The following is a 17,584-nucleotide window of genomic DNA, read 5'->3' as shown; positions in this document are numbered from 1 at the left end:
GACAGATGATCCTCCCGATCCAGCACATCGGGAGGATCGCTGGCGAAAAAGCGGCCAGCCGCTACTTTGCTACCCGCGGCAGCTTCAAGATCTGTTCGGTCGTGAGGATGTCGCCGAACGTATCGTCGATCGAGGCAAGCGCAGCGCGATGCAGCGTATCGTGACCGATGGTCTGACCATTGCCGATATCGAGATCGCGTGTCGCGCAGGCATCCTCCGCCACGATCACATTGTAACCCAGCGGAACCGCATCACGCGCGGCGCCGGCAACGCAGGCATGCGTCATGAGGCCGGTGATGATCAGCGTATCGACCCCGGACTGTTTCAGGCGCTGATCGATATCCGTCGTCGGAAACACGCTCACCGACGATTTGCGCAGAATCGCGTGATGCGCCGCAGGCTGGCTGCCGCGGTGGAAGGCTGAGGTCTCGCTGTCTTCAGCGAAAACCGGGCTACCTGCCGGTGTGACATGTTGAATGTGGTAGACCTTGGAGCCTTCTGCATCAGCGCGCTCGATCAGGCGGTTGGCGTTGACCAGTGCCCTTTCTCCATTGGGGATCGGCATCCTGCCGCCAAAATACTCGTTCTGGAAATCGATCACCAGCAGGGCCGTCCTGGCAGGATCGAGGTGCTGAGGTGCCGGGGCACCTGCTATGGCGCGGATGGTTGGGTGCTGTGCCATGGGAACTTCCTTGTTTGCATTTTCCGATGACACTTGGTCACAAGATCGGCAGGACGGCGAAAGTGGCCTGAATGACAATATGTGATAGGTTCTGGCCAACCCTGTCACTTGAAGTCATCCTGCATGCACACAATTGCCGTCATCGCCTTCGAAGGCATCAGTCCTTTTCACCTCTCGGTGCCGTGCATCGTATTCGGAGACGATCTGCTAAAGCTGGGCGCACCGCGCTATCGCTTGCTGATCTGCGGCGAGCATATCGGACCGGTTGCTACCATGTCCGGCTTCCGGATCGATGTAGAGTACGATCTGACCAGCCTGGCGAAGGCAGATACGGTGATTATCCCCGCCTGGCGCGATCCAAACGAGCGACCATCCGAAGCCCTCTTGCAAGCTCTCCGGGCGGCGCATGAGCGCGGGGCGCGCGTGGTCGGCCTGTGCCTTGGCACGTTCGTCCTCGCTGAAGCGGGTCTGCTCGATGGGCGCACGGTGTCCACGCATTGGGCCTGGGCCGACGAATTCGAGCGAAGTCATCCCCATGTCGCCTTGAACCAGAACGCACTCTACATCGATGACGGCGATATCCTGACATCGGCCGGGACGGCCGCCGCTCTCGATTGCTGCCTGCATATCGTGCGCCGCGATCACGGTGCGGAGATCGCCAACCGTGTCGCCCGACGTCTGGTGGTCGCGCCGCATCGCCATGGCGGCCAGGCGCAATACATCGAAAAGCCGTTAACGAGGGGCGGCGACAAGGATCAGATCGGCGCGGCAATCGGCTGGGCGATCGAACATCTCGACGAGCCTTTGAGCCTCGATCAGCTCGCTGCACGAGCAGGCATGAGCCTGCGCAGCTTTACCCGGCATTTCCGCAACAAGACCGGCACGACCTTCACGCAATGGCTGCTAAACCATCGCCTTGCCACAGCTCAGCGCCTGCTGGAGACCGGATCCTGTTCGATCGACCATATCGCTGAAATGGCGGGCTTTGGTTCGACCGTTTCACTGCGGCAGCATTTCACGCGAGCCTTTTCGGTATCGCCAGCCAGCTATCGCCGTCAGTTCCAGAAGAAACCAGCCCTGGAAGACGCACGATAGGAACGGTCTGCGGCACTTCGTAGATCTGTCTTTCGCCGCGACGCGCCGGCACCATCCTCTGGCTGCTCCGCCGGTCTAGACTGGCGCCTTGACTTGGATAGCTCTGTCGTTTGTTGATGCGGACGGGCGGATTTTAAGACGAAATCGACGGGAGGTATGCGCTTCAAATGAAACGTTTCATCACAATCTTCTTGGCCGCCGCGGGCTCTTTCATGGTGTCCCTCGCCAATGCCGCGCCGGAGAAAGTCATAATCGACACCGACTTCAGTACCATCGGCGACGATGGCCAGACGCTCATCATGGCGGCGCAACTCCAGAAGGACGGCGTTATCGACCTTCTCGGCCTCACGATCGTGACCGGCAACAACTGGCTCAAACAAGAAGTCGCAGACGCTTTGCGCGCGGTCGAACGCCTGGGGATCGAGGAAAAAGTTGGAGTGTATGCGGGAGCAAACCTCCCCTTGGTCCATGATCCGCGCAGCTTCGAACATGAGCGTGCCCTGTTCGGCTTCGGGGAAAGCTACAAGACCTCGTTCCATCGCCCGCAACCGACCGACAAGGGCCTTATCGCTCCGCCGGATGGCTTCGCTACCAAGGCAAAACTGCGCCAGGAAAACGCAGTCGACTTCATCATCGATACCGTTAAGGCAAACCCCGGCGAAGTATCGCTGCTGGTCATTGGTCCGGCCACAAATATTGCTCTTGCCATTCGCAAAAATCCGGAGATCGTGCCTTTGATCAAGCGGATCGTCTACATGGCGGGCGCGGTGGACGTTAAGGGCAACACCACCCCCGCTGCCGAGATGAATGTCTGGATCGATCCGGAGGCCGCCCGTATCGTCATGCGCGAGCCGATTCCGCAAGCCCTCATCCCGCTCGACGTCACCGACATCACCCAGATCGGAAAGGCGGAATTCGACCGTATCGTCGCCAAGGAAGGTCCGGTGCAGAAACTGCTCAGCGAGAGCTGGATGGCCGAGCGCTTCGCCAAGGATGCCAAGGCCAAGGCAAGCGTGTTCGATACGTTGGCTCTTGCCTATCTCGTCGACCCGACATTCGCGACCAGGGTTGAAGACCTCTATATCGATGTGGATGTCACCTTCGGTCCCGGCTACGGCCGCACCCTCGGCTATTGGCAAGACCAGCCGACACCACTGTTGCAGAAGATGAAGGTGGTCAAGGAATTCGACAACAAACGTTTCAACGACTTCTATGTCGATATGCTGACCAGACCGGTGCCGGTAGCGAAGGACTAGCCCCTTAAGTCCGACGGAAGGCCGCTGTCCAGGCGGCCTTTTAGCGCCGGGTTGCATCCACAGTCAGGAGGGATTTGGCAAGATGATGTCCCCATCGTCGGTCATATAGGGGCGTTCGGGTTCCCTTCCTGCGATGGATAATGCAGGATCGAATCGAAACATGAATTGCCTATTCTTGATTGCTTGAACTCGTCGCGGGACTTTCATGAAAATCGTCACCTGGAACATCAACGGCGTGCGCGCTCGTATCGAGAATCTCATCCATTGGCTGCGCGAGAGCCAGCCCGACATCGTCTGCCTGCAGGAGATCAAGACCGTAGACGACCAGTTCCCTCGTTTCGAGGTGGAGGCGCTCGGCTACCATGTGGAGACGCACGGCCAAAAAGGCTTCAACGGCGTCGCCATCCTGTCGAAGCTGCGTTTCGACGAAGTCAATCGCGGCTTGCCCGGCGATGCTGCCGACGAGCAAGCCCGTTTCATCGAAGGGGTGTTCTCCACCGACAAAGGCGCATTGCGTGTCGTGTCGCTCTATCTGCCGAACGGCAATCCAATCCATGATCCGGTGAAGTTTCCTTACAAACTCTCCTGGATGGCGCGGCTGGAGCGGTGGGCTAAGGCGCGACTGGCACTGGAAGAGGCGCTCATCCTGGCTGGCGACTACAACGTCATCCCCGACCCCATCGACGCCAGATATCCGGAAGCCTGGCTGGGCGACGCCCTGTTCCAGCCTGAAACCCGGCAGGCTTTTCGGCGCTTGGAGAATCTGGGCTTCACCGAAGCCGTGCGCTCCGTCAGCGACGCCCCGGATGTCTATACCTTCTGGGACTACCAGGCCGGCGCGTGGCAGAAAAACAACGGCATCCGTATCGACCACCTGCTGTTATCGCCTGAAGCGGCCAACCGCTTCACAGCCGCGTCGATCGAAAAGCACGTGCGGGCATGGGAAAAGCCGTCCGATCACGTACCGGTCGCGGTGGAACTCGCTCTCGAAGCCGCCTGATGGTGGCGGTGAGAGGGGCTTGCGGCTATTACTGCTCTGCGCCGGTGACGCCTTTGGCCAACATGTCGTCAGCCAGCGAAATCGCGGTGCGGCGGTCGGCTTCGCCTGAGACAGCGAAGGCCTCTTCCTGCATGGATCGTATCCACGGTTGATCGGCCGGCGTAGCGCGCGAAAGCGCGGCGGTCATCATGGCTAGCCCGCGAACCACTTTTCCGCTTTGGAACAAAAGGTTGCCAAGCGTAGCTTGCGCCCCTGCATGACCCTTTTCGGCGGCAAGCTGCAGCCAGCGGCCGGCCTGCCTGACGCTGGCCTTCACACCGCCCTCGCCTTTCAGGAACATCTTGCCCATCTCATACTGGGCGTTCGGATTGCGGTAATTGGCGGCCGCGCGCATGAAGTATTCCTGCGCGGCGACCGGGTCGGCGTTTACCGGACTGCCGGGAATGCCCTGCTTGAGGTAATCACCCAACGCAACAAGCGCGTCAGAGACATAGCTTTCCTCCGGAGAACCCGGCTCCACATCCTGGTCGGCAATTTCGGAGAAGAACTTGTAGGCGGCATAATCATCCTGGGCTACGCCATCGCCTTCAGCATACATGCGTGCCAGCTTCCAGGTCGCACCGATCTGGCCATTCTCGGCAGCATATTTATAAGCCTCGACGGCCTGTTCCTTGTGACCGTTCTTGTAGGCCGAGAAACCGAACTGGAAAACTTCCCATGGGCTAGACTTCGGCTTCACGCCGGTCTTGTCGTCGAAGATTTTTTCATCGAAGGCAAAAGCTTGGCCTGCGGCACCCAGGGTCGCTACCGCGACCAGGACCGTCAAAACCGATGACCGTGCCAACTCACCGACCCGCATGGCAGTGCATTTCTTCCGCATCGTCCATGCGGACGATCAAACCCTTACAAGCCAACGATCTCGCGGTTGCGCTTTTGCGCGATGCGTTACGCAGCGACTCACATTTCAACGAATTCTGCCACGCATTTCCGGCCAAACTACGGTTGAAACCGCGCGGCGATATGGCAATCGCGCTGCGTTTCCCCTGGCTGGCATTGATAAACACGTTAGCGTTCATTTCGGTTCCTGCCGCGGCCTTGCGGCCCACCCCTCGCCTGACCTGCTGAGGTCTTGCCGGGGCCCTACCGAGGTGCTCCGGGTTTATGGCGGGAAATGGGCATCGCGCCCGCTGCCGCTTCTTAGCCGATGGCTTGTTTCGAAACTGTTGCCGAAACGTCACAATTATGAATGAGGCCGTTGATGTTGCATTTACGGCACGCGGAACGCGTCCCGCCAGAGGGAATGCTCGGCTTGGCCGCGCGATCTCCACGCAATAAAAAAGCCGGGCGTTGGCCCGGCTTTTTTAGATCAGAAAGAATAGCTTACCACTTGACGCTGTAGCCGCCGTTGAAGGCAAAAGCATAGCCCGATTTGACAGCCTGGTTGGTGCCGGGGGCGTATTGCGTCTCTTCCCCCGAACCGAGATAGCTGAAGCCGATCCCGCCACGGAATTCGCCGCCCATGCCGTCCTTGTAGGAACCGCCAACCGCCAGCGTATAAGTGTCACCGATGATGTCCCAACCGGTGCCAACGCCTTGATCCCAGGTCAGGCTGGCAAAACCAGAAAGCTGATCGTTAAAGGCATGGCCAACGCCGCCGGTGACTGTCCAGCCATCCTTCCAGAAATACTTGTCCGAAGAAACTGTCACATCGCCAATCTTGGAGCGAACGTCCAACGTGGTAAGCTGGCTCCAGTCGGTCCACTTGACGCTACCGAACGCCAGCCAACCCGGTGCTACGCCCGTCTGCAGTTTGAACTCAACGCTCTGTGGCAGGTTGCCGACACCGATGGCGTCGACTGGAACTGGCGCGTTCGGACCGGCCTGCTGAATAATCTGCAGGAATCGCGCTTGGAGCGGCGTGCCTGCCGTTGCCTTGGCCAACACAGCTGCCGGCGCCGTCAAACCGCCATCCGCGCCATACTTCGTGCCCGAGCGGTACATAACCTGTCCACGCAACGCGATGTCCGGAATCTCATAGGCAGCTCCAAGGCGGTAGCCATATTCCTGGCCTTCCAGATCCAAAGTGGCGTTACCCAGCCCCAATGCCGCGTAAGAATTTACGCGACTATAGTCGAACTTCTCCATGAAGCCGCCGCCAAGCACCCAAAGCCTGCCCTTGCCGACATCAAACCCGACGCCGCAGGTCAACGCAGATTCATAAGTCGTAAACTCTTCGGATATCTTGCCGCTCAGCGTTGGGGACTCGTACTTCGCATTACCGCCGTTGTTATTTACGAGCGTGCCAGCACAACGAAGGTTGTCGGTCAGGTTGAACTTTACCGCAGCCGAAGGGATGACGTAGTCCTCGGCATAATCGGTACCGACCAATGCCGGATTGCCATTCTTGCTGAACTTACGCTTCGGCGTCACATAGGTGACGCTCGTGCGCATGTTGAAGTTGCCCTGTTCGAAGATGATGTCCGTATCGGCCGAGCCGCGCGAGAAGCCGCCGGCATTTGCCGTGCCGATCAGCGCCAGCGACATGCACCCTGCCCCCAGGAGCGCCTTGATACGTAGATTGGTCATGAAATCCTCTCCCCGGAAATTCGTGCACCAAGCTAGAACCAATTCGCGTTAATGAGGCAATAACGAATTTTTGGTTGTACAAGTACAGATTTTCACGGTGGCCACTAATACATTTGGTCTAGCGGCCGCAGCACTTGCGCAGACACCAAAAAGCCATCGTTTTTGAGAGCCTGCGCAACAAAAATGCACTGAAATGTCCGGAAAACGCGCGAAAAAGCCTCATTTTGCGAGGCTAAGCTCGCAATTGTTACATTATGGCAACAATGCGTTCAAAAGTTTCCGTTTACGTCAATTGTGACGCAACGGAATGCCTATTAAATAGGCTTCGAATGGTCTCCCACGGCCTTCGAAGGCCCTCAGGAATCAGCGTTCCGCCACCGCACCAAGGCTGGCAGAACGCGATCTGGAATAGCTTGATGGGTTAGCCGGCGTCGCGCACGCGGGTAAGCGCTGCAGAGAGCTTCGCCTGCTGTTCATTGTATTCGGTGAGCTTCTCGCGCTCTACTTCAACCACCTCTTCGGGAGCGTTTGCGACGAACTTCTCGTTCGACAGCTTCTTGTGCAGGCGAGCGATTTCTTCGGTCACCTTGGCCAGTTCCTTCTGCAGGCGCGCCGCTTCGGCCGCGAGATCGATCAGGCTGCCAAGCGGCAGACATACCGTTGCCTCACCAAGCACGATCTGTGCGGACCCGTTCGGGGCGGTATCGCCATGCGAAATCTCGCCGACCCGCGCCAGCCGCTTGATCGCCGCTTCGTGATGGACCAATCGTTCCTTGGTCACAGCATTTGCACCGATAACCACCAACGGCGCGATCGCAGACGGCGGCACATTCATTTCTGAACGCACCGAGCGAATGCCGGTCACGAGATCAATCAACCAATTGATGTCGTCAGCCGATTCCACGTCCTCGAAGTCTGGCGCCGGCCAGGCGGCATGGCACAGCAGGGAGGGACGTTCCGTGCCCTCGCCCGCAGTCTCAGCCCACAGCTCTTCCGTCATGAATGGCATCAGGGGATGAAGCAACTTGTAGATCTCGTCCAACACGAAGGCGACGCAGGCGCGGCTCTCGGCCTTGGCGGCCTCGTCCTCGCCCATGAAAACCGGCTTCAGCAGTTCCAGATACCAGTCGCAGAACAGGTTCCAGACAAAGCGATAGGCCGCACCGGCCGCCTCGTTGAAGCGATAGGAGGTGATTGCATCGGTGATCTCGCGCGCCGCGCGGGTCAGCTCGGTCAGGATCCAGCGGTTCACCGCGAGCTTGGCATCGTGCAACCAGAATGAGTCATCCCGGGCGACGCCGTTCATTTCGGCGAAGCGTGTCGCATTCCACAGCTTGGTGCCGAAGTTGCGGTAGCCGGCAATACGCGCCGGGTCGAGCTTCACGTCGCGCCCCTGCGCTGCCATGATCGCCAGCGTGAAGCGCAGGGCATCGGCACCATATTCATCGATAAGCTCGAGCGGATCGATGACGTTGCCTTTCGACTTCGACATCTTCTGCCCGTTCTTGTCGCGCACCAGTGCGTGCACATAGACCGTGTGGAACGGCTCTTCATCCATGAAGTGCAGTCCCATCATCATCATGCGGGCGACCCAGAAGAAGATGATGTCGAAGCCGGTTACCAGCACATCGGTCTGGTAGTAGGTCTTCAGCTCCGGCGTCTTGTCCGGCCAGCCAAGCGTCGAGAACGGCCACAGAGCGGATGAGAACCAGGTATCGAGAACGTCTTCGTCACGGGTCAGGATCTCACCGGGCTGGAAGTTCTCCAGCTTCTCCTCGACCCATGCCTTCCAGGGACCTTCGTGGGCCAGATAGTGCTGAATCGCAGCCTCGAGCGCCTCTTCCTCGGTCTTCTCGACAAAGATGTGCCCATCCGGTCCATACCACGCCGGTATCTGGTGTCCCCACCAGAGTTGGCGTGAAATACACCAGGGTTCGATGTTCTCCATCCAGTCGTAATAGGTCTTTTCCCAGTTCTTCGGCACGAATTTGGTGCGCCCTTCGCGCACCGAAGCCAGCGCCGGTTTTGCCAGCACCTTGGCATCGAGGAACCACTGGTCGGTCAACATCGGCTCGATCACAACATTCGACCGATCGCCGAAAGGCTGCATGAGCTTCTTCTTTTCCACGAAAGGAATGTCATTGCCTTCCGCGTCCTTGACCGTGACGGCGAGCCCTTCCGCGGTAATCGCCTCGACGATCAGCTTGCGGGCAGCATAACGATCAAGACCTCGATATTCGTCCGGAACCAGATTGATCGCGTCGACTTCAGCTTCGCTCGGCACATTTCCGGTTCGCGCGATTTCCAGTGCCTGCGCAGCATAGTCGGCATACGGCTCGCCATCGGCGCGCATGGCGGCCCGCGTGTCCATCAGCCGATAAAGCGGAATGTTGTTGCGGCGCGCAACCTGATAGTCGTTGAAGTCATGCGCACCGGTGATCTTCACCGCACCGGAGCCAAAGGCCGGGTCGGGATATTCGTCGGTGATGATAGGGATCAGGCGCCGGTGCTCCTTCGGGCCGACCGGGATTTCGCAAAGCTTGCCGACGATTGGCGCGTAACGTTCGTCTGAGGGATGAACGGCCACAGCGCCGTCACCCAGCATGGTTTCCGGCCGGGTGGTCGCAATCGAAATGTAATTGCGCTCTTCCTTCAGGGTGACGTTCCCGTCCGCGTCTTTCTCGACGTAGGTGTAGGTCTCGCCGCCGGCCAGCGGGTACTTGAAGTGCCACATATGGCCGTCGGCTTCCTTGTTCTCGACTTCGAGGTCGGAGATCGCGGTCTCGAACTGCGGATCCCAGTTCACCAGCCGCTTGCCGCGGTAGATCAGGCCTTCCTTATGCAGCGTGACGAAGACTTCGAGCACGGCCTTTGAAAGGCCCTCATCCATAGTGAAGCGTTCACGCGACCAATCTGCCGAGGCACCCAGCCGCTTGAGCTGATTGAAGATGGCGCCACCGGACTCATCCTTCCATTCCCAGACCTTTTCGACGAACTGCTCCCGGGTCAGGTCGCGGCGATGGATTTGCCTTTCCATTAGCTTGCGCTCGACCACCATCTGGGTGGCGATACCTGCATGATCCATGCCGGGCTGCCAGAGCACGTTCTTGCCGCGCATGCGCTCGAAGCGCACCAGGATGTCCTGCAGCGTGTTGTTGAGCGCGTGGCCCATATGCAGCGAACCGGTGACATTGGGCGGCGGGATCACGATCGAGAAAGGCTCTGCCCCTTCCTCGGCTCCCGCACCGGCCCTGAAGGCATCCGCCTCCTCCCAAATCTTGGCGATCTTCGGCTCGACGCTCTTTGCGTCATAGGTTTTTTCAAGCATGGGAAAGGCGTCCGGACTGTCGGGATTTGCTGGTGACGGTAAATCGGAAGGGCAAGGCCAAGTCAACCACGCGAAGACCTGCCATCTGACAGATAAGAGCGCACGATCGTCGAACCAAGGTGTAGCCCGCGCTGTCATGCGCCTGAGCGCGGCTTAGCCCTGCTAAGCTGCTGTAGGGTCCGCCGGTTGGGCCGAATAGGCGCTGTGCTTTACGCCACCTCCACCCGGAATGCGCCAAGCGCTATCTCAAACAGCATCGAGAAACCCCTTATCCAGCATCTGGCGAAAGATAGAGCGGCTTGATCACTCGCGGCAGAGCCGCTGGCAAATCCTCGGCGATGAGACCCGGACCGAGCTGGCTGCCCGCTTCCGCGTGCAGCCATACGGCTGCGCATGCCGCTTCGAAAGGCGGCATGCGCTGTGCGATCAGGCCCGCAACGATGCCGGCCAGCACATCCCCCGAGCCCGCCGTCGCCAGCCAGGGCGCGCCATTGCTGTTGATGGCGGTGCGACCGTCGGGCGCCGCGATCACCGTATCGGCTCCCTTGTAGATGATGACCGCATGCGCCGCCTCGGCTGCCGCCCGTGCCTTCCCAAGCTTCGATAGGTCTTCCTTGCCTGCGATCTCCGGAAACAGTCGCACGAATTCGCCTTCATGTGGCGTCAACACCAGCGCTGGCGCCTCCGCCCGGGCAGCGGCTTCAAACAACCATTGTGGCGCGTCGCGAAAGGCGGTGATGCCGTCGGCGTCGAGCACAAGCCCTTCCGCTCCGGCTTCGGCGAGACGACCACCGGCAGCCAATATGGCAAGCGCGAAATCGCGAGCCTTTTCACCGACACCGAATCCCGGACCCAGCACGAAGGCAGAGGACCTGCCCTCGCCGAGCACCGCGGCAAGTTCCGCGATATCGTCGACTTTTCGCAACATGATCGAGGTCAGGTGCATGGCGTTGACCGCAAGGGCATTGCCTGGGGAAAATACCGTGACGGCCCCTGCCCCGGCGCGCGCGGCTGCCAATGCGGAGAGCCTTGCGGCGCCGGTCGTAGTCGGCCCGCCGGAAAAGATGCCGGCATGGCCGCGCCGGTACTTATGCGTGTCGACTGCCGGCTTGGGAAAGACGTCACGCCAAAGCGGCGGCTTGTTCTCGAAAATCCGACCGGCAACCGTATCGAGAACGCTTGATCGGATGCCAATGTCGGCAACGATCAGGTCTCCACACAAATCCCGCCCAGGCAGCAGAAGATGGCCTGGCTTCTTGCACGCAAAGGTTACCGTCACCGCCGCGCGAAAAGCGCTTCCGAGCACCTTGCCACTTTCGCCCGATACACCGGACGGCAAGTCGACGGCGACAACCTTCAGTTTCTTTTCGGTGATCAGCGTGACTGCGCGGGCAGCGTCGCCGGAAAGTGGTTTCGAGAGCCCCGCGCCGTAAAGCGCATCGACGACAACAGCGCCGGCTGCCGCTTCGAACTCCGCAAGCGGTGATGCGGTCAGGGGGCATTCCTCGGCAGCGATTGCCGCATCGCTCCCCTCGCGCGGTGTGCCCGATGCCCACAGCGAAACGGCGATGCCACTTTCCTGCAGGATCCTGGCCGCCACATAACCATCGCCGCCATTGTTGCCCGGACCAACCAAAACCTGCACGTGCGCCGCAGCCGGGAAACGCTCCAGCACCACGTCCGCCACCGCCCTTCCGGCATTTCGCATCAGCCCGATACCGTCGAAGGGCCCCTCAGCGATCGCCAGCCGATCGGCATCGGCCATTTCAGCGGGTGTGAGCAGTTCAAGCCTCATCTGTCTTCTCCACCTGGTGCCAACGGACATTCGGACAGTTTGAGGCCGCAGGCAAATGCTCAACTTGTGCGCAGACCGCCTAAAATTTGGGCAGACAGTGAAAAAGTCGAGCTCGCGGAGCTTTGCGAGCATGACGTGATCATAGGCCAGTGACGAGTGCAAAGCTGTTCCGCCATGTGTCTTTCCTGAAAATTCGCGACGATGTCCCTTTCGCGAAGCCAGTTGGCACACTTCATGCTTGAAGGAAGCGCGAGCGGGACTGACAACCCGTTTTACTGGCAGTGGAGGCCCCATATCGACATGAAAAAGATCGAAGCGATCATCAAGCCGTTCAAACTGGATGAAGTGAAAGAAGCGCTTCAGGAAGCCGGGCTGCAAGGCATCACCGTTACCGAGGCCAAGGGTTTCGGCAGACAGAAAGGTCATACAGAACTCTATCGCGGCGCTGAATATGTCGTCGACTTCCTGCCCAAGGTGAAGATCGAGGTCGTTCTCGGTGACGACGCGGTGGAGACTGCCATCGAGGCCATCCGCAAGGCCGCTCAGACCGGACGAATCGGCGACGGCAAGATCTTTGTCTCCAACATCGAGGAAGTCGTGCGCATCCGTACCGGCGAGACCGGACCGGACGCCATCTGACGACCCCCCACTTTTCAGTTCTCAAGTTTCAACGTCATCACACAGGAAAGAGACATGACGACAGCCAAAGACATCTTGAAGCAGATCAAGGACAACGACGTGAAATTCGTCGACCTGCGCTTCACGGACCCCAAGGGCAAGCTCCAGCACGTCACCATGGACGTGGCCGAAGTCGAAGAGGAAATGTTCGCCGACGGCGTCATGTTCGACGGCTCCTCGATCGCCGGCTGGAAAGCCATCAACGAGTCCGACATGGTGCTGATGCCGGATACCGATACGGTCCACATGGACCCGTTCTTCGCACAGTCGACCATGGTCATCCTCTGCGACATCCTCGATCCGGTCTCCGGCGAAGCCTACAACCGCGACCCGCGCGGCACCGCCAAGAAGGCCGAAGCCTACATGAAAGCGGAAGGTATCGGCGACACCATCTATGTCGGTCCCGAAGCCGAATTCTTCGTGTTCGATGACGTCAAGTACAAGGCTGACCCCTACAACACCGGCTTCAAGCTGGATTCCTCGGAACTGCCGTCCAACGACGACACCGACTACGAAACTGGCAATCTCGGCCACCGTCCGCGCGTCAAGGGTGGCTACTTCCCGGTTCCGCCGATCGACTCCTGCCAGGACATGCGCTCGGAAATGCTTACCGTGCTGACCGACATGGGCGTGCGCGTCGAGAAGCATCACCATGAAGTCGCAGCTGCCCAGCACGAACTTGGCATCAAGTTCGACACCTTGGTGCGCAACGCCGACAAGATGTTGCTCTACAAGTATGTCGTGCACCAGGTCGCCAACGCCTATGGCAAGACGGCCACCTTCATGCCGAAGCCGATCTTCGGCGACAACGGCTCGGGCATGCACGTCCACATGTCGATCTGGAAGAACGGCAAGCCGACCTTCGCAGGCAATGAATATGCCGGCCTGTCGGAAAACTGCCTCTACTTCATCGGCGGCGTCATCAAGCACGCCAAGGCGGTGAACGCCTTCACCAACCCGCTCACCAACTCCTACAAGCGTCTGGTGCCGGGCTATGAAGCTCCTGTTCTGCTTGCCTATTCGGCTCGCAATCGTTCGGCGTCCTGCCGCATTCCGTTCGGCAATTCACCGAAGTCGAAGCGTGTCGAGGTTCGCTTCCCGGATCCGGGCGCGAACCCGTACCTCGGCTTCGCAGCCCTGCTGATGGCCGGCCTCGACGGCATCAAGAACAAGATCCATCCCGGCCAGCCGATGGACAAGGATCTGTACGACCTGCCGCCGAAGGAGCTGAAGAAGATCCCGACTGTCTGCGGCAGCTTGCGCGAAGCCTTGCAGAGCCTCGACAAGGATCGCGGCTTCCTGAAGGCCGGCGGCGTCTTCGACGATGACCAGATCGACGCCTTCATCGAGCTTAAGATGGCTGAGGTGATGCGCTTTGAAATGACCCCGCATCCGGTCGAGTTCGACATGTACTATTCAGTCTAAGCGTTTCTCATCTCTGGATAAAAAGCCCCGGCCGCAAGGTCGGGGTTTTCTTTTGGCGACCACCTGTGCGATCCGCCGAGAGTTGCGTCACAGGTCCCCGTAACGGCTGCGAAATAATGCATAAAAAGACCCCGGCCTCGCGGCCGGGGTATTGCCAGGCTTGTCGAAGGAGGACGACTTACCCGGCAATCTCTTCGATTTCTCCAGGTGCATGCAGCGTCCAGTCGGTGCGCCGTGCCAAGAACACGGCGTAGTAGACCGCCGCGATCGCCATGATAGCCAGCGTCGCCATCAGGCTCGGCCGCCCGAAAGCCACGTCGAGCCAGTTCTGATAGCCGACATACGCGAGCGCTAGGAAGGCCAGGATCGGCGGCAGCGGGAACAATGGCATTCGATAATGCCCGTCCGCGGTGGCGCCGCTGCGGCGCCCGGCGACTGCCGCCACGCAGAGCAGTGCGTAGATGACGACCAGCGACGTGCCAGAAACCACCAGCAGCAGGCTCAGGTCAATAAAACAGGCAACTGCTGCAGCGACCGACACCACGATGGTGGCGATCCAGGGCGAAGCATAGGTGCCGTGCACAGAGGCAATCGCGTTGTTGATCGGCCCGAACCAGGTCTTGTCGCGACCCGACGAGAAAAGCAGCCGCGAGGCCTGCAGCACGATGGCAATGACGGCATTGAAGATCGCAATTGCGATCGCCAGACTGACCACCACCGTCAGCGTATGCCCGCCACGCGCCTCCAGGAAATATTCAATCTTGGCGGGGGCGGCGAGCAAGGCGGCCAGATCGGGAGAACCGAGCAGAACCGCGGTCAGAGGAATAAGTTCCGCGGCAACCGTTATGATGAGCGCCCAAAGGACGACCTTGCCGATGCTGCGCTTGGCGTCCTGTGTCTCCTCACCGAAATAGGCGGCGGCACCATAGCCATTATAGGCGAAAATCGCGACTGCGGTGGCCGCCAGGATCAGTCCGGTCGAGGCCGGCACCAGGGAGTTGGTCGCGGCATCGAGGACCTGGGGTGCGGTGAACAGACTGGAAAGCGGCCGCTCGACGTTGATGAAGCCGAGCACGACCAGGATCAGCAGCGCCAGCATCTCGATGCCCAGGAATATCCCGGTGACGAAGGCGTTGAGCTTGATGCGCAGCGCCGCCACGATACCCGCCAGGATAATCGTTGCCACGCCGACCCATTGCGCACTGAGATTGGGTAACAGCACACCCAGATAGGTGCCGACGCCCAGCGCCACCACCGCGATGATCAGGACGATCGAGATAAAGACGAGGACCAGGGTGACAAAGCCCCAGAAACGGCCAAGGGTGCGGCCGATCATGGTGTATTCGCCGCCGGCTGTCGGATACGCCGATGAGAGTTCCGCATAAACGAAGGCCATGAACAGACCGATGATGGCGGCAAAGAGAAAGGACAGGAACGAGCCGGTACCGGCGAGCGCTATGACGCCCGGCACGATGATGAAAACCGATGAGGCCGGCGTAACTGCCGACAGCACGATCATCAGAGTGCCCAGTCCGTTGAGTGCACGATCAAGCCCGCCGCTTGACGGCGTATCCTGCGATGACATCCAACCCTCCAATTTTTACGCTGTTAAAATAACGTTCCCAGGAAAACGCTACGCCTGACTCGTCATCACGTCAATAAATCTCGGCAAAAATCACTTGCCACCATCATGATATCGATTTTAATTTGAATTCCGTTCAGGAGAAAAAATGAGCAGACCCGTCTCCCAGGCCGAACGCCGCCTCGTCTTGATCAGCGCAGCCGAGGCGATGATCGCCAAGCACGGCCTCGCCGGCGTGACCTTGCGCGCCGTTGCAAACGAGGCTGGGATGACTTCAAGTGCGGCGCTCTACTACTATCCCGGCCTGAAAGACCTTCTGGACGACGTGCAGAAGCAGGCTGTCGAGCGGTTCTGCACGCTCAGGGCAGCGGCAATCGCGGAGATCTCAGACCCGCGCGAGCGCATGAAGGCGATGATCCGCACCGGTATCCCGGAAGATCCCGGCGACCGGCTTTGCCGGCTTTTGATGGAGCTTGGCGCTTACGCCCGCTCCGATGCCGCCTATGCCGCGCGCCACATCACTTTGTTCGAACGCCAGGTCGCCATCTATATCGGCATCCTTGAAGCCGGTGCGATCACCGGTGTCTTCAAGCTGTCCGATGCCAGCGATACACTGGCGCGCAGCCTCGTCATCCTCGAAGATGGCCTCGGCCTCCACCTTCTCAACGTCGTACCCGCGGTCGACTATCCGACCGCACTCGGCATCCTCACAGCCTACGCCGAGACCGCGACCGGTTGCCGGCTTTCCTGACCCTTCTTCAGAGTACCATTTCAAGGACGGATCGCATGAGTGAGACTTTGCTTGTCACGCCCGCCGGCAAACCGCGTGCAAGGGCGCTTGGCATTCCCTTCACCGGCAATCCGGGCCGCTTCAATGCAATAACCGACGTGCCGGGGGTCGAGGTCGGCTACACCACGCTTATCTCAGGCGACGGCAAGATGGAAATCGGCAAAGGGCCGGTGCGTACCGGCGTCACTGCCATCCTGCCGCTCGGGCGCGAAGGGGCGGGGCAAGCAATCGCGGCCGGCCACCATTCTTTCAACGGCAACGGCGAAATGACCGGCGTGTCGTGGCTGGAAGAATCCGGTGCGCTCAACATGCCGATCCTGATCTCCAACACGCACGCGGTCGGGCCCTGCCATCGCGGAACGATCGACTGGATGGTCCGCAACAAGCCGGATGTGGCCAACCAGTGGATGCTGCCTGTGGCAGCAGAGACCTGGGACGGCTATCTGAATGACATCAACGGACCGCATGTAACCAGCGCCCATGCCGTCGCAGCGCTCGACGCGGCCAGGAACGGCGCGATCGAGGAAGGCTCTGTCGGTGGCGGTACCGGCATGAACTGTTACGCCTTCAAGGGGGGCAACGGTACAGCTTCGCGTGTCGTCAACTATGGCCATCGCGACTATACAGTCGGTGTTTTCCTGCAGGCCAATTTCGGGTCCCGCAAGGAATTGACCATCGCCGGCGTGCCGCTCGGTGCGAAACTGGCCGACGACAATCCGATCGAAGCGTTTGCGGCCAACCTGCCGGCCGGTGCCGGCTCCTGCATCGGCATCATCGCCACCGACGCCCCTCTCCTGCCCGGTCAATGCAAGGCCCTGGCCCGTCGCGTTCCCCTCGGGCTAGCGCGTACCGGCACGGCGGGCTCGCATTTCTCAGGTGACATATTCCTGGCTTTCTCTACCGCCAACCGCGATGCGCTGAATGGCCGTTTCCCGAAAGGCGAGCCGGATGCCGGCGCCTACGGCCACATAGATTTCATCCCCTGGGGCCGCATGGACGATTTCTACACCGCCGTGGTGCAGGCGGCAGAAGAAGCGGTGGTGAACGCATTGGTGGCGAATGCCGAAATGATCGGTCGTGACGGCCACCGCAGTCCTAACCTGCCCCATGACAGGGTGGTGAACGCGCTCAAAACCCGGGGCGTCATAGCAAGTTAGCATCGGGCTAACTGTGTCAAACGGCGTGCCGGCGCGGCCCACCCAAGGAGAACACCTCTTCCCCCTGCGGAGTGCTTCGAGCTTCCGCGACAAGCCTCCGGCATTCTGCTAGCTTGCCGGGCGCGGCGTCCGCCTGAAAATTTGAACTTAAAAGGTTCCGGGAAGGGATTCTTAGCTCTCCTGTGCTAGGGAGAGCCAGCTTGGGGACTA

14 protein-coding genes are annotated in these 17,584 nt (G+C 59.8%); 8 read left to right on the top strand and 6 right to left on the bottom strand.

Features of this window, described 5'->3' with window-relative positions; translation table 11 throughout:
• Nucleotides 1–61: 61 nt before the first annotated feature.
• Nucleotides 62–682 carry a cysteine hydrolase family protein gene (locus L4923_RS20225; protein ID WP_239368436.1) on the bottom strand — a complete coding sequence of 207 codons (621 nt, stop codon included), beginning with the start codon at nt 680–682 and terminating at the stop codon, nt 62–64.
• 123 nt (nt 683–805) lie between these two features.
• Here L4923_RS20225 and L4923_RS20220 point away from each other — a divergent pair, with 123 nt between their 5' ends.
• The 3 genes from L4923_RS20220 (at nt 806) to xth (ending at nt 4,033) form a co-directional block, all read left to right on the top strand.
• Nucleotides 806–1,777 carry a GlxA family transcriptional regulator gene (locus L4923_RS20220; protein ID WP_239368434.1) on the top strand — a complete coding sequence of 324 codons (972 nt, stop codon included), beginning with the start codon at nt 806–808 and terminating at the stop codon, nt 1,775–1,777.
• Nucleotides 1,778–1,944: 167 nt separating this feature from the next.
• A complete protein-coding gene (locus tag L4923_RS20215) occupies nt 1,945–3,033 on the top strand; it encodes a nucleoside hydrolase (RefSeq protein WP_239368432.1) in 1,089 nt (362 codons plus the stop codon).
• A gap of 205 nt (nt 3,034–3,238) precedes the next feature.
• Nucleotides 3,239–4,033, top strand: a complete 795-nt coding sequence (gene xth / locus L4923_RS20210; protein WP_239368430.1) for an exodeoxyribonuclease III — start codon at nt 3,239–3,241, stop codon at nt 4,031–4,033.
• 28 nt (nt 4,034–4,061) lie between these two features.
• On the opposite strand, the gene L4923_RS20205 is transcribed toward xth, so the two are convergent.
• Nucleotides 4,062–4,892: a tetratricopeptide repeat protein gene (locus tag L4923_RS20205; protein WP_239368504.1), complete on the bottom strand. Its 831-nt coding sequence runs from the start codon at nt 4,890–4,892 to the stop codon at nt 4,062–4,064.
• Nucleotides 4,893–4,918: 26 nt separating this feature from the next.
• On the opposite strand from L4923_RS20205, the gene L4923_RS20200 reads away from it, so the two are divergent.
• A complete protein-coding gene (locus L4923_RS20200; protein WP_239368428.1) occupies nt 4,919–5,158 on the top strand; it encodes a hypothetical protein in 240 nt (79 codons plus the stop codon).
• 255 nt (nt 5,159–5,413) lie between these two features.
• Here L4923_RS20200 and L4923_RS20195 read toward each other — a convergent pair whose 3' ends face one another.
• From L4923_RS20195 to L4923_RS20185, 3 genes are all read right to left on the bottom strand, one after another.
• Nucleotides 5,414–6,619: an outer membrane protein transport protein gene (locus tag L4923_RS20195; protein WP_239368426.1), complete on the bottom strand. Its 1,206-nt coding sequence runs from the start codon at nt 6,617–6,619 to the stop codon at nt 5,414–5,416.
• A 421-nt stretch (nt 6,620–7,040) separates the two neighbouring features.
• A complete protein-coding gene (locus L4923_RS20190; protein WP_239368424.1) occupies nt 7,041–9,947 on the bottom strand; it encodes a valine--tRNA ligase in 2,907 nt (968 codons plus the stop codon).
• A 268-nt stretch (nt 9,948–10,215) separates the two neighbouring features.
• Nucleotides 10,216–11,742, bottom strand: coding sequence for an NAD(P)H-hydrate dehydratase (locus L4923_RS20185; protein WP_239368422.1), 1,527 nt, complete (start codon nt 11,740–11,742; stop codon nt 10,216–10,218).
• 300 nt (nt 11,743–12,042) lie between these two features.
• Between L4923_RS20185 and L4923_RS20180 the strand changes: the two genes are divergently transcribed.
• On the top strand, nt 12,043–12,381 hold the full coding sequence (locus L4923_RS20180) for a P-II family nitrogen regulator (protein WP_239368420.1): 339 nt from the start codon (nt 12,043–12,045) through the stop codon (nt 12,379–12,381).
• Nucleotides 12,382–12,435: 54 nt separating this feature from the next.
• Nucleotides 12,436–13,845 carry a type I glutamate--ammonia ligase gene (gene glnA, locus L4923_RS20175; RefSeq protein ID WP_239368418.1) on the top strand — a complete coding sequence of 470 codons (1,410 nt, stop codon included), beginning with the start codon at nt 12,436–12,438 and terminating at the stop codon, nt 13,843–13,845.
• Nucleotides 13,846–14,023: 178 nt separating this feature from the next.
• Here glnA and L4923_RS20170 read toward each other — a convergent pair whose 3' ends face one another.
• On the bottom strand, nt 14,024–15,430 hold the full coding sequence (locus L4923_RS20170) for an APC family permease (protein ID WP_239368416.1): 1,407 nt from the start codon (nt 15,428–15,430) through the stop codon (nt 14,024–14,026).
• Between the two features lie 145 nt (nt 15,431–15,575).
• Here L4923_RS20170 and L4923_RS20165 point away from each other — a divergent pair, with 145 nt between their 5' ends.
• Nucleotides 15,576–16,178, top strand: a complete 603-nt coding sequence (locus tag L4923_RS20165) for a TetR/AcrR family transcriptional regulator (RefSeq protein ID WP_239368414.1) — start codon at nt 15,576–15,578, stop codon at nt 16,176–16,178.
• 35 nt (nt 16,179–16,213) lie between these two features.
• A complete protein-coding gene (locus L4923_RS20160; RefSeq protein ID WP_239368412.1) occupies nt 16,214–17,374 on the top strand; it encodes a DmpA family aminopeptidase in 1,161 nt (386 codons plus the stop codon).
• Nucleotides 17,375–17,584: the final 210 nt, after the last annotated feature.

This window comes from Terribium retamae, from assembly GCF_022347545.1.
Taxonomy (GTDB): Bacteria; Pseudomonadota; Alphaproteobacteria; order Rhizobiales; family Rhizobiaceae; genus Mesorhizobium; species Mesorhizobium retamae.
The sequence above is the reverse complement of the archived record's forward strand: the minus strand, read 5'-3'. Positions and strand labels throughout refer to the sequence as shown.

What these genes read in the sequence shown, in the direction of transcription:
- L4923_RS20165 (WP_239368414.1), top strand. Translation starts at nt 15,576, where the DNA reads ATGAGCAGACCCGTCTCCCAGGCCGAACGCCGCCTCGTCTTGATCAGC.
- L4923_RS20225 (WP_239368436.1), bottom strand. Translation starts at nt 682, where the DNA reads ATGGCACAGCACCCAACCATCCGCGCCATAGCAGGTGCCCCGGCACCT.
- L4923_RS20170 (WP_239368416.1), bottom strand. Translation starts at nt 15,430, where the DNA reads ATGTCATCGCAGGATACGCCGTCAAGCGGCGGGCTTGATCGTGCACTC.
- L4923_RS20190 (WP_239368424.1), bottom strand. Translation starts at nt 9,947, where the DNA reads ATGCTTGAAAAAACCTATGACGCAAAGAGCGTCGAGCCGAAGATCGCC.
- glnA (WP_239368418.1), top strand. Translation starts at nt 12,436, where the DNA reads ATGACGACAGCCAAAGACATCTTGAAGCAGATCAAGGACAACGACGTG.
- L4923_RS20185 (WP_239368422.1), bottom strand. Translation starts at nt 11,742, where the DNA reads ATGAGGCTTGAACTGCTCACACCCGCTGAAATGGCCGATGCCGATCGG.
- L4923_RS20200 (WP_239368428.1), top strand. Translation starts at nt 4,919, where the DNA reads ATGCGGACGATCAAACCCTTACAAGCCAACGATCTCGCGGTTGCGCTT.
- L4923_RS20215 (WP_239368432.1), top strand. Translation starts at nt 1,945, where the DNA reads ATGAAACGTTTCATCACAATCTTCTTGGCCGCCGCGGGCTCTTTCATG.
- L4923_RS20180 (WP_239368420.1), top strand. Translation starts at nt 12,043, where the DNA reads ATGAAAAAGATCGAAGCGATCATCAAGCCGTTCAAACTGGATGAAGTG.
- L4923_RS20160 (WP_239368412.1), top strand. Translation starts at nt 16,214, where the DNA reads ATGAGTGAGACTTTGCTTGTCACGCCCGCCGGCAAACCGCGTGCAAGG.
- L4923_RS20195 (WP_239368426.1), bottom strand. Translation starts at nt 6,619, where the DNA reads ATGACCAATCTACGTATCAAGGCGCTCCTGGGGGCAGGGTGCATGTCG.
- L4923_RS20205 (WP_239368504.1), bottom strand. Translation starts at nt 4,892, where the DNA reads ATGCGGGTCGGTGAGTTGGCACGGTCATCGGTTTTGACGGTCCTGGTC.
- L4923_RS20220 (WP_239368434.1), top strand. Translation starts at nt 806, where the DNA reads ATGCACACAATTGCCGTCATCGCCTTCGAAGGCATCAGTCCTTTTCAC.
- xth (WP_239368430.1), top strand. Translation starts at nt 3,239, where the DNA reads ATGAAAATCGTCACCTGGAACATCAACGGCGTGCGCGCTCGTATCGAG.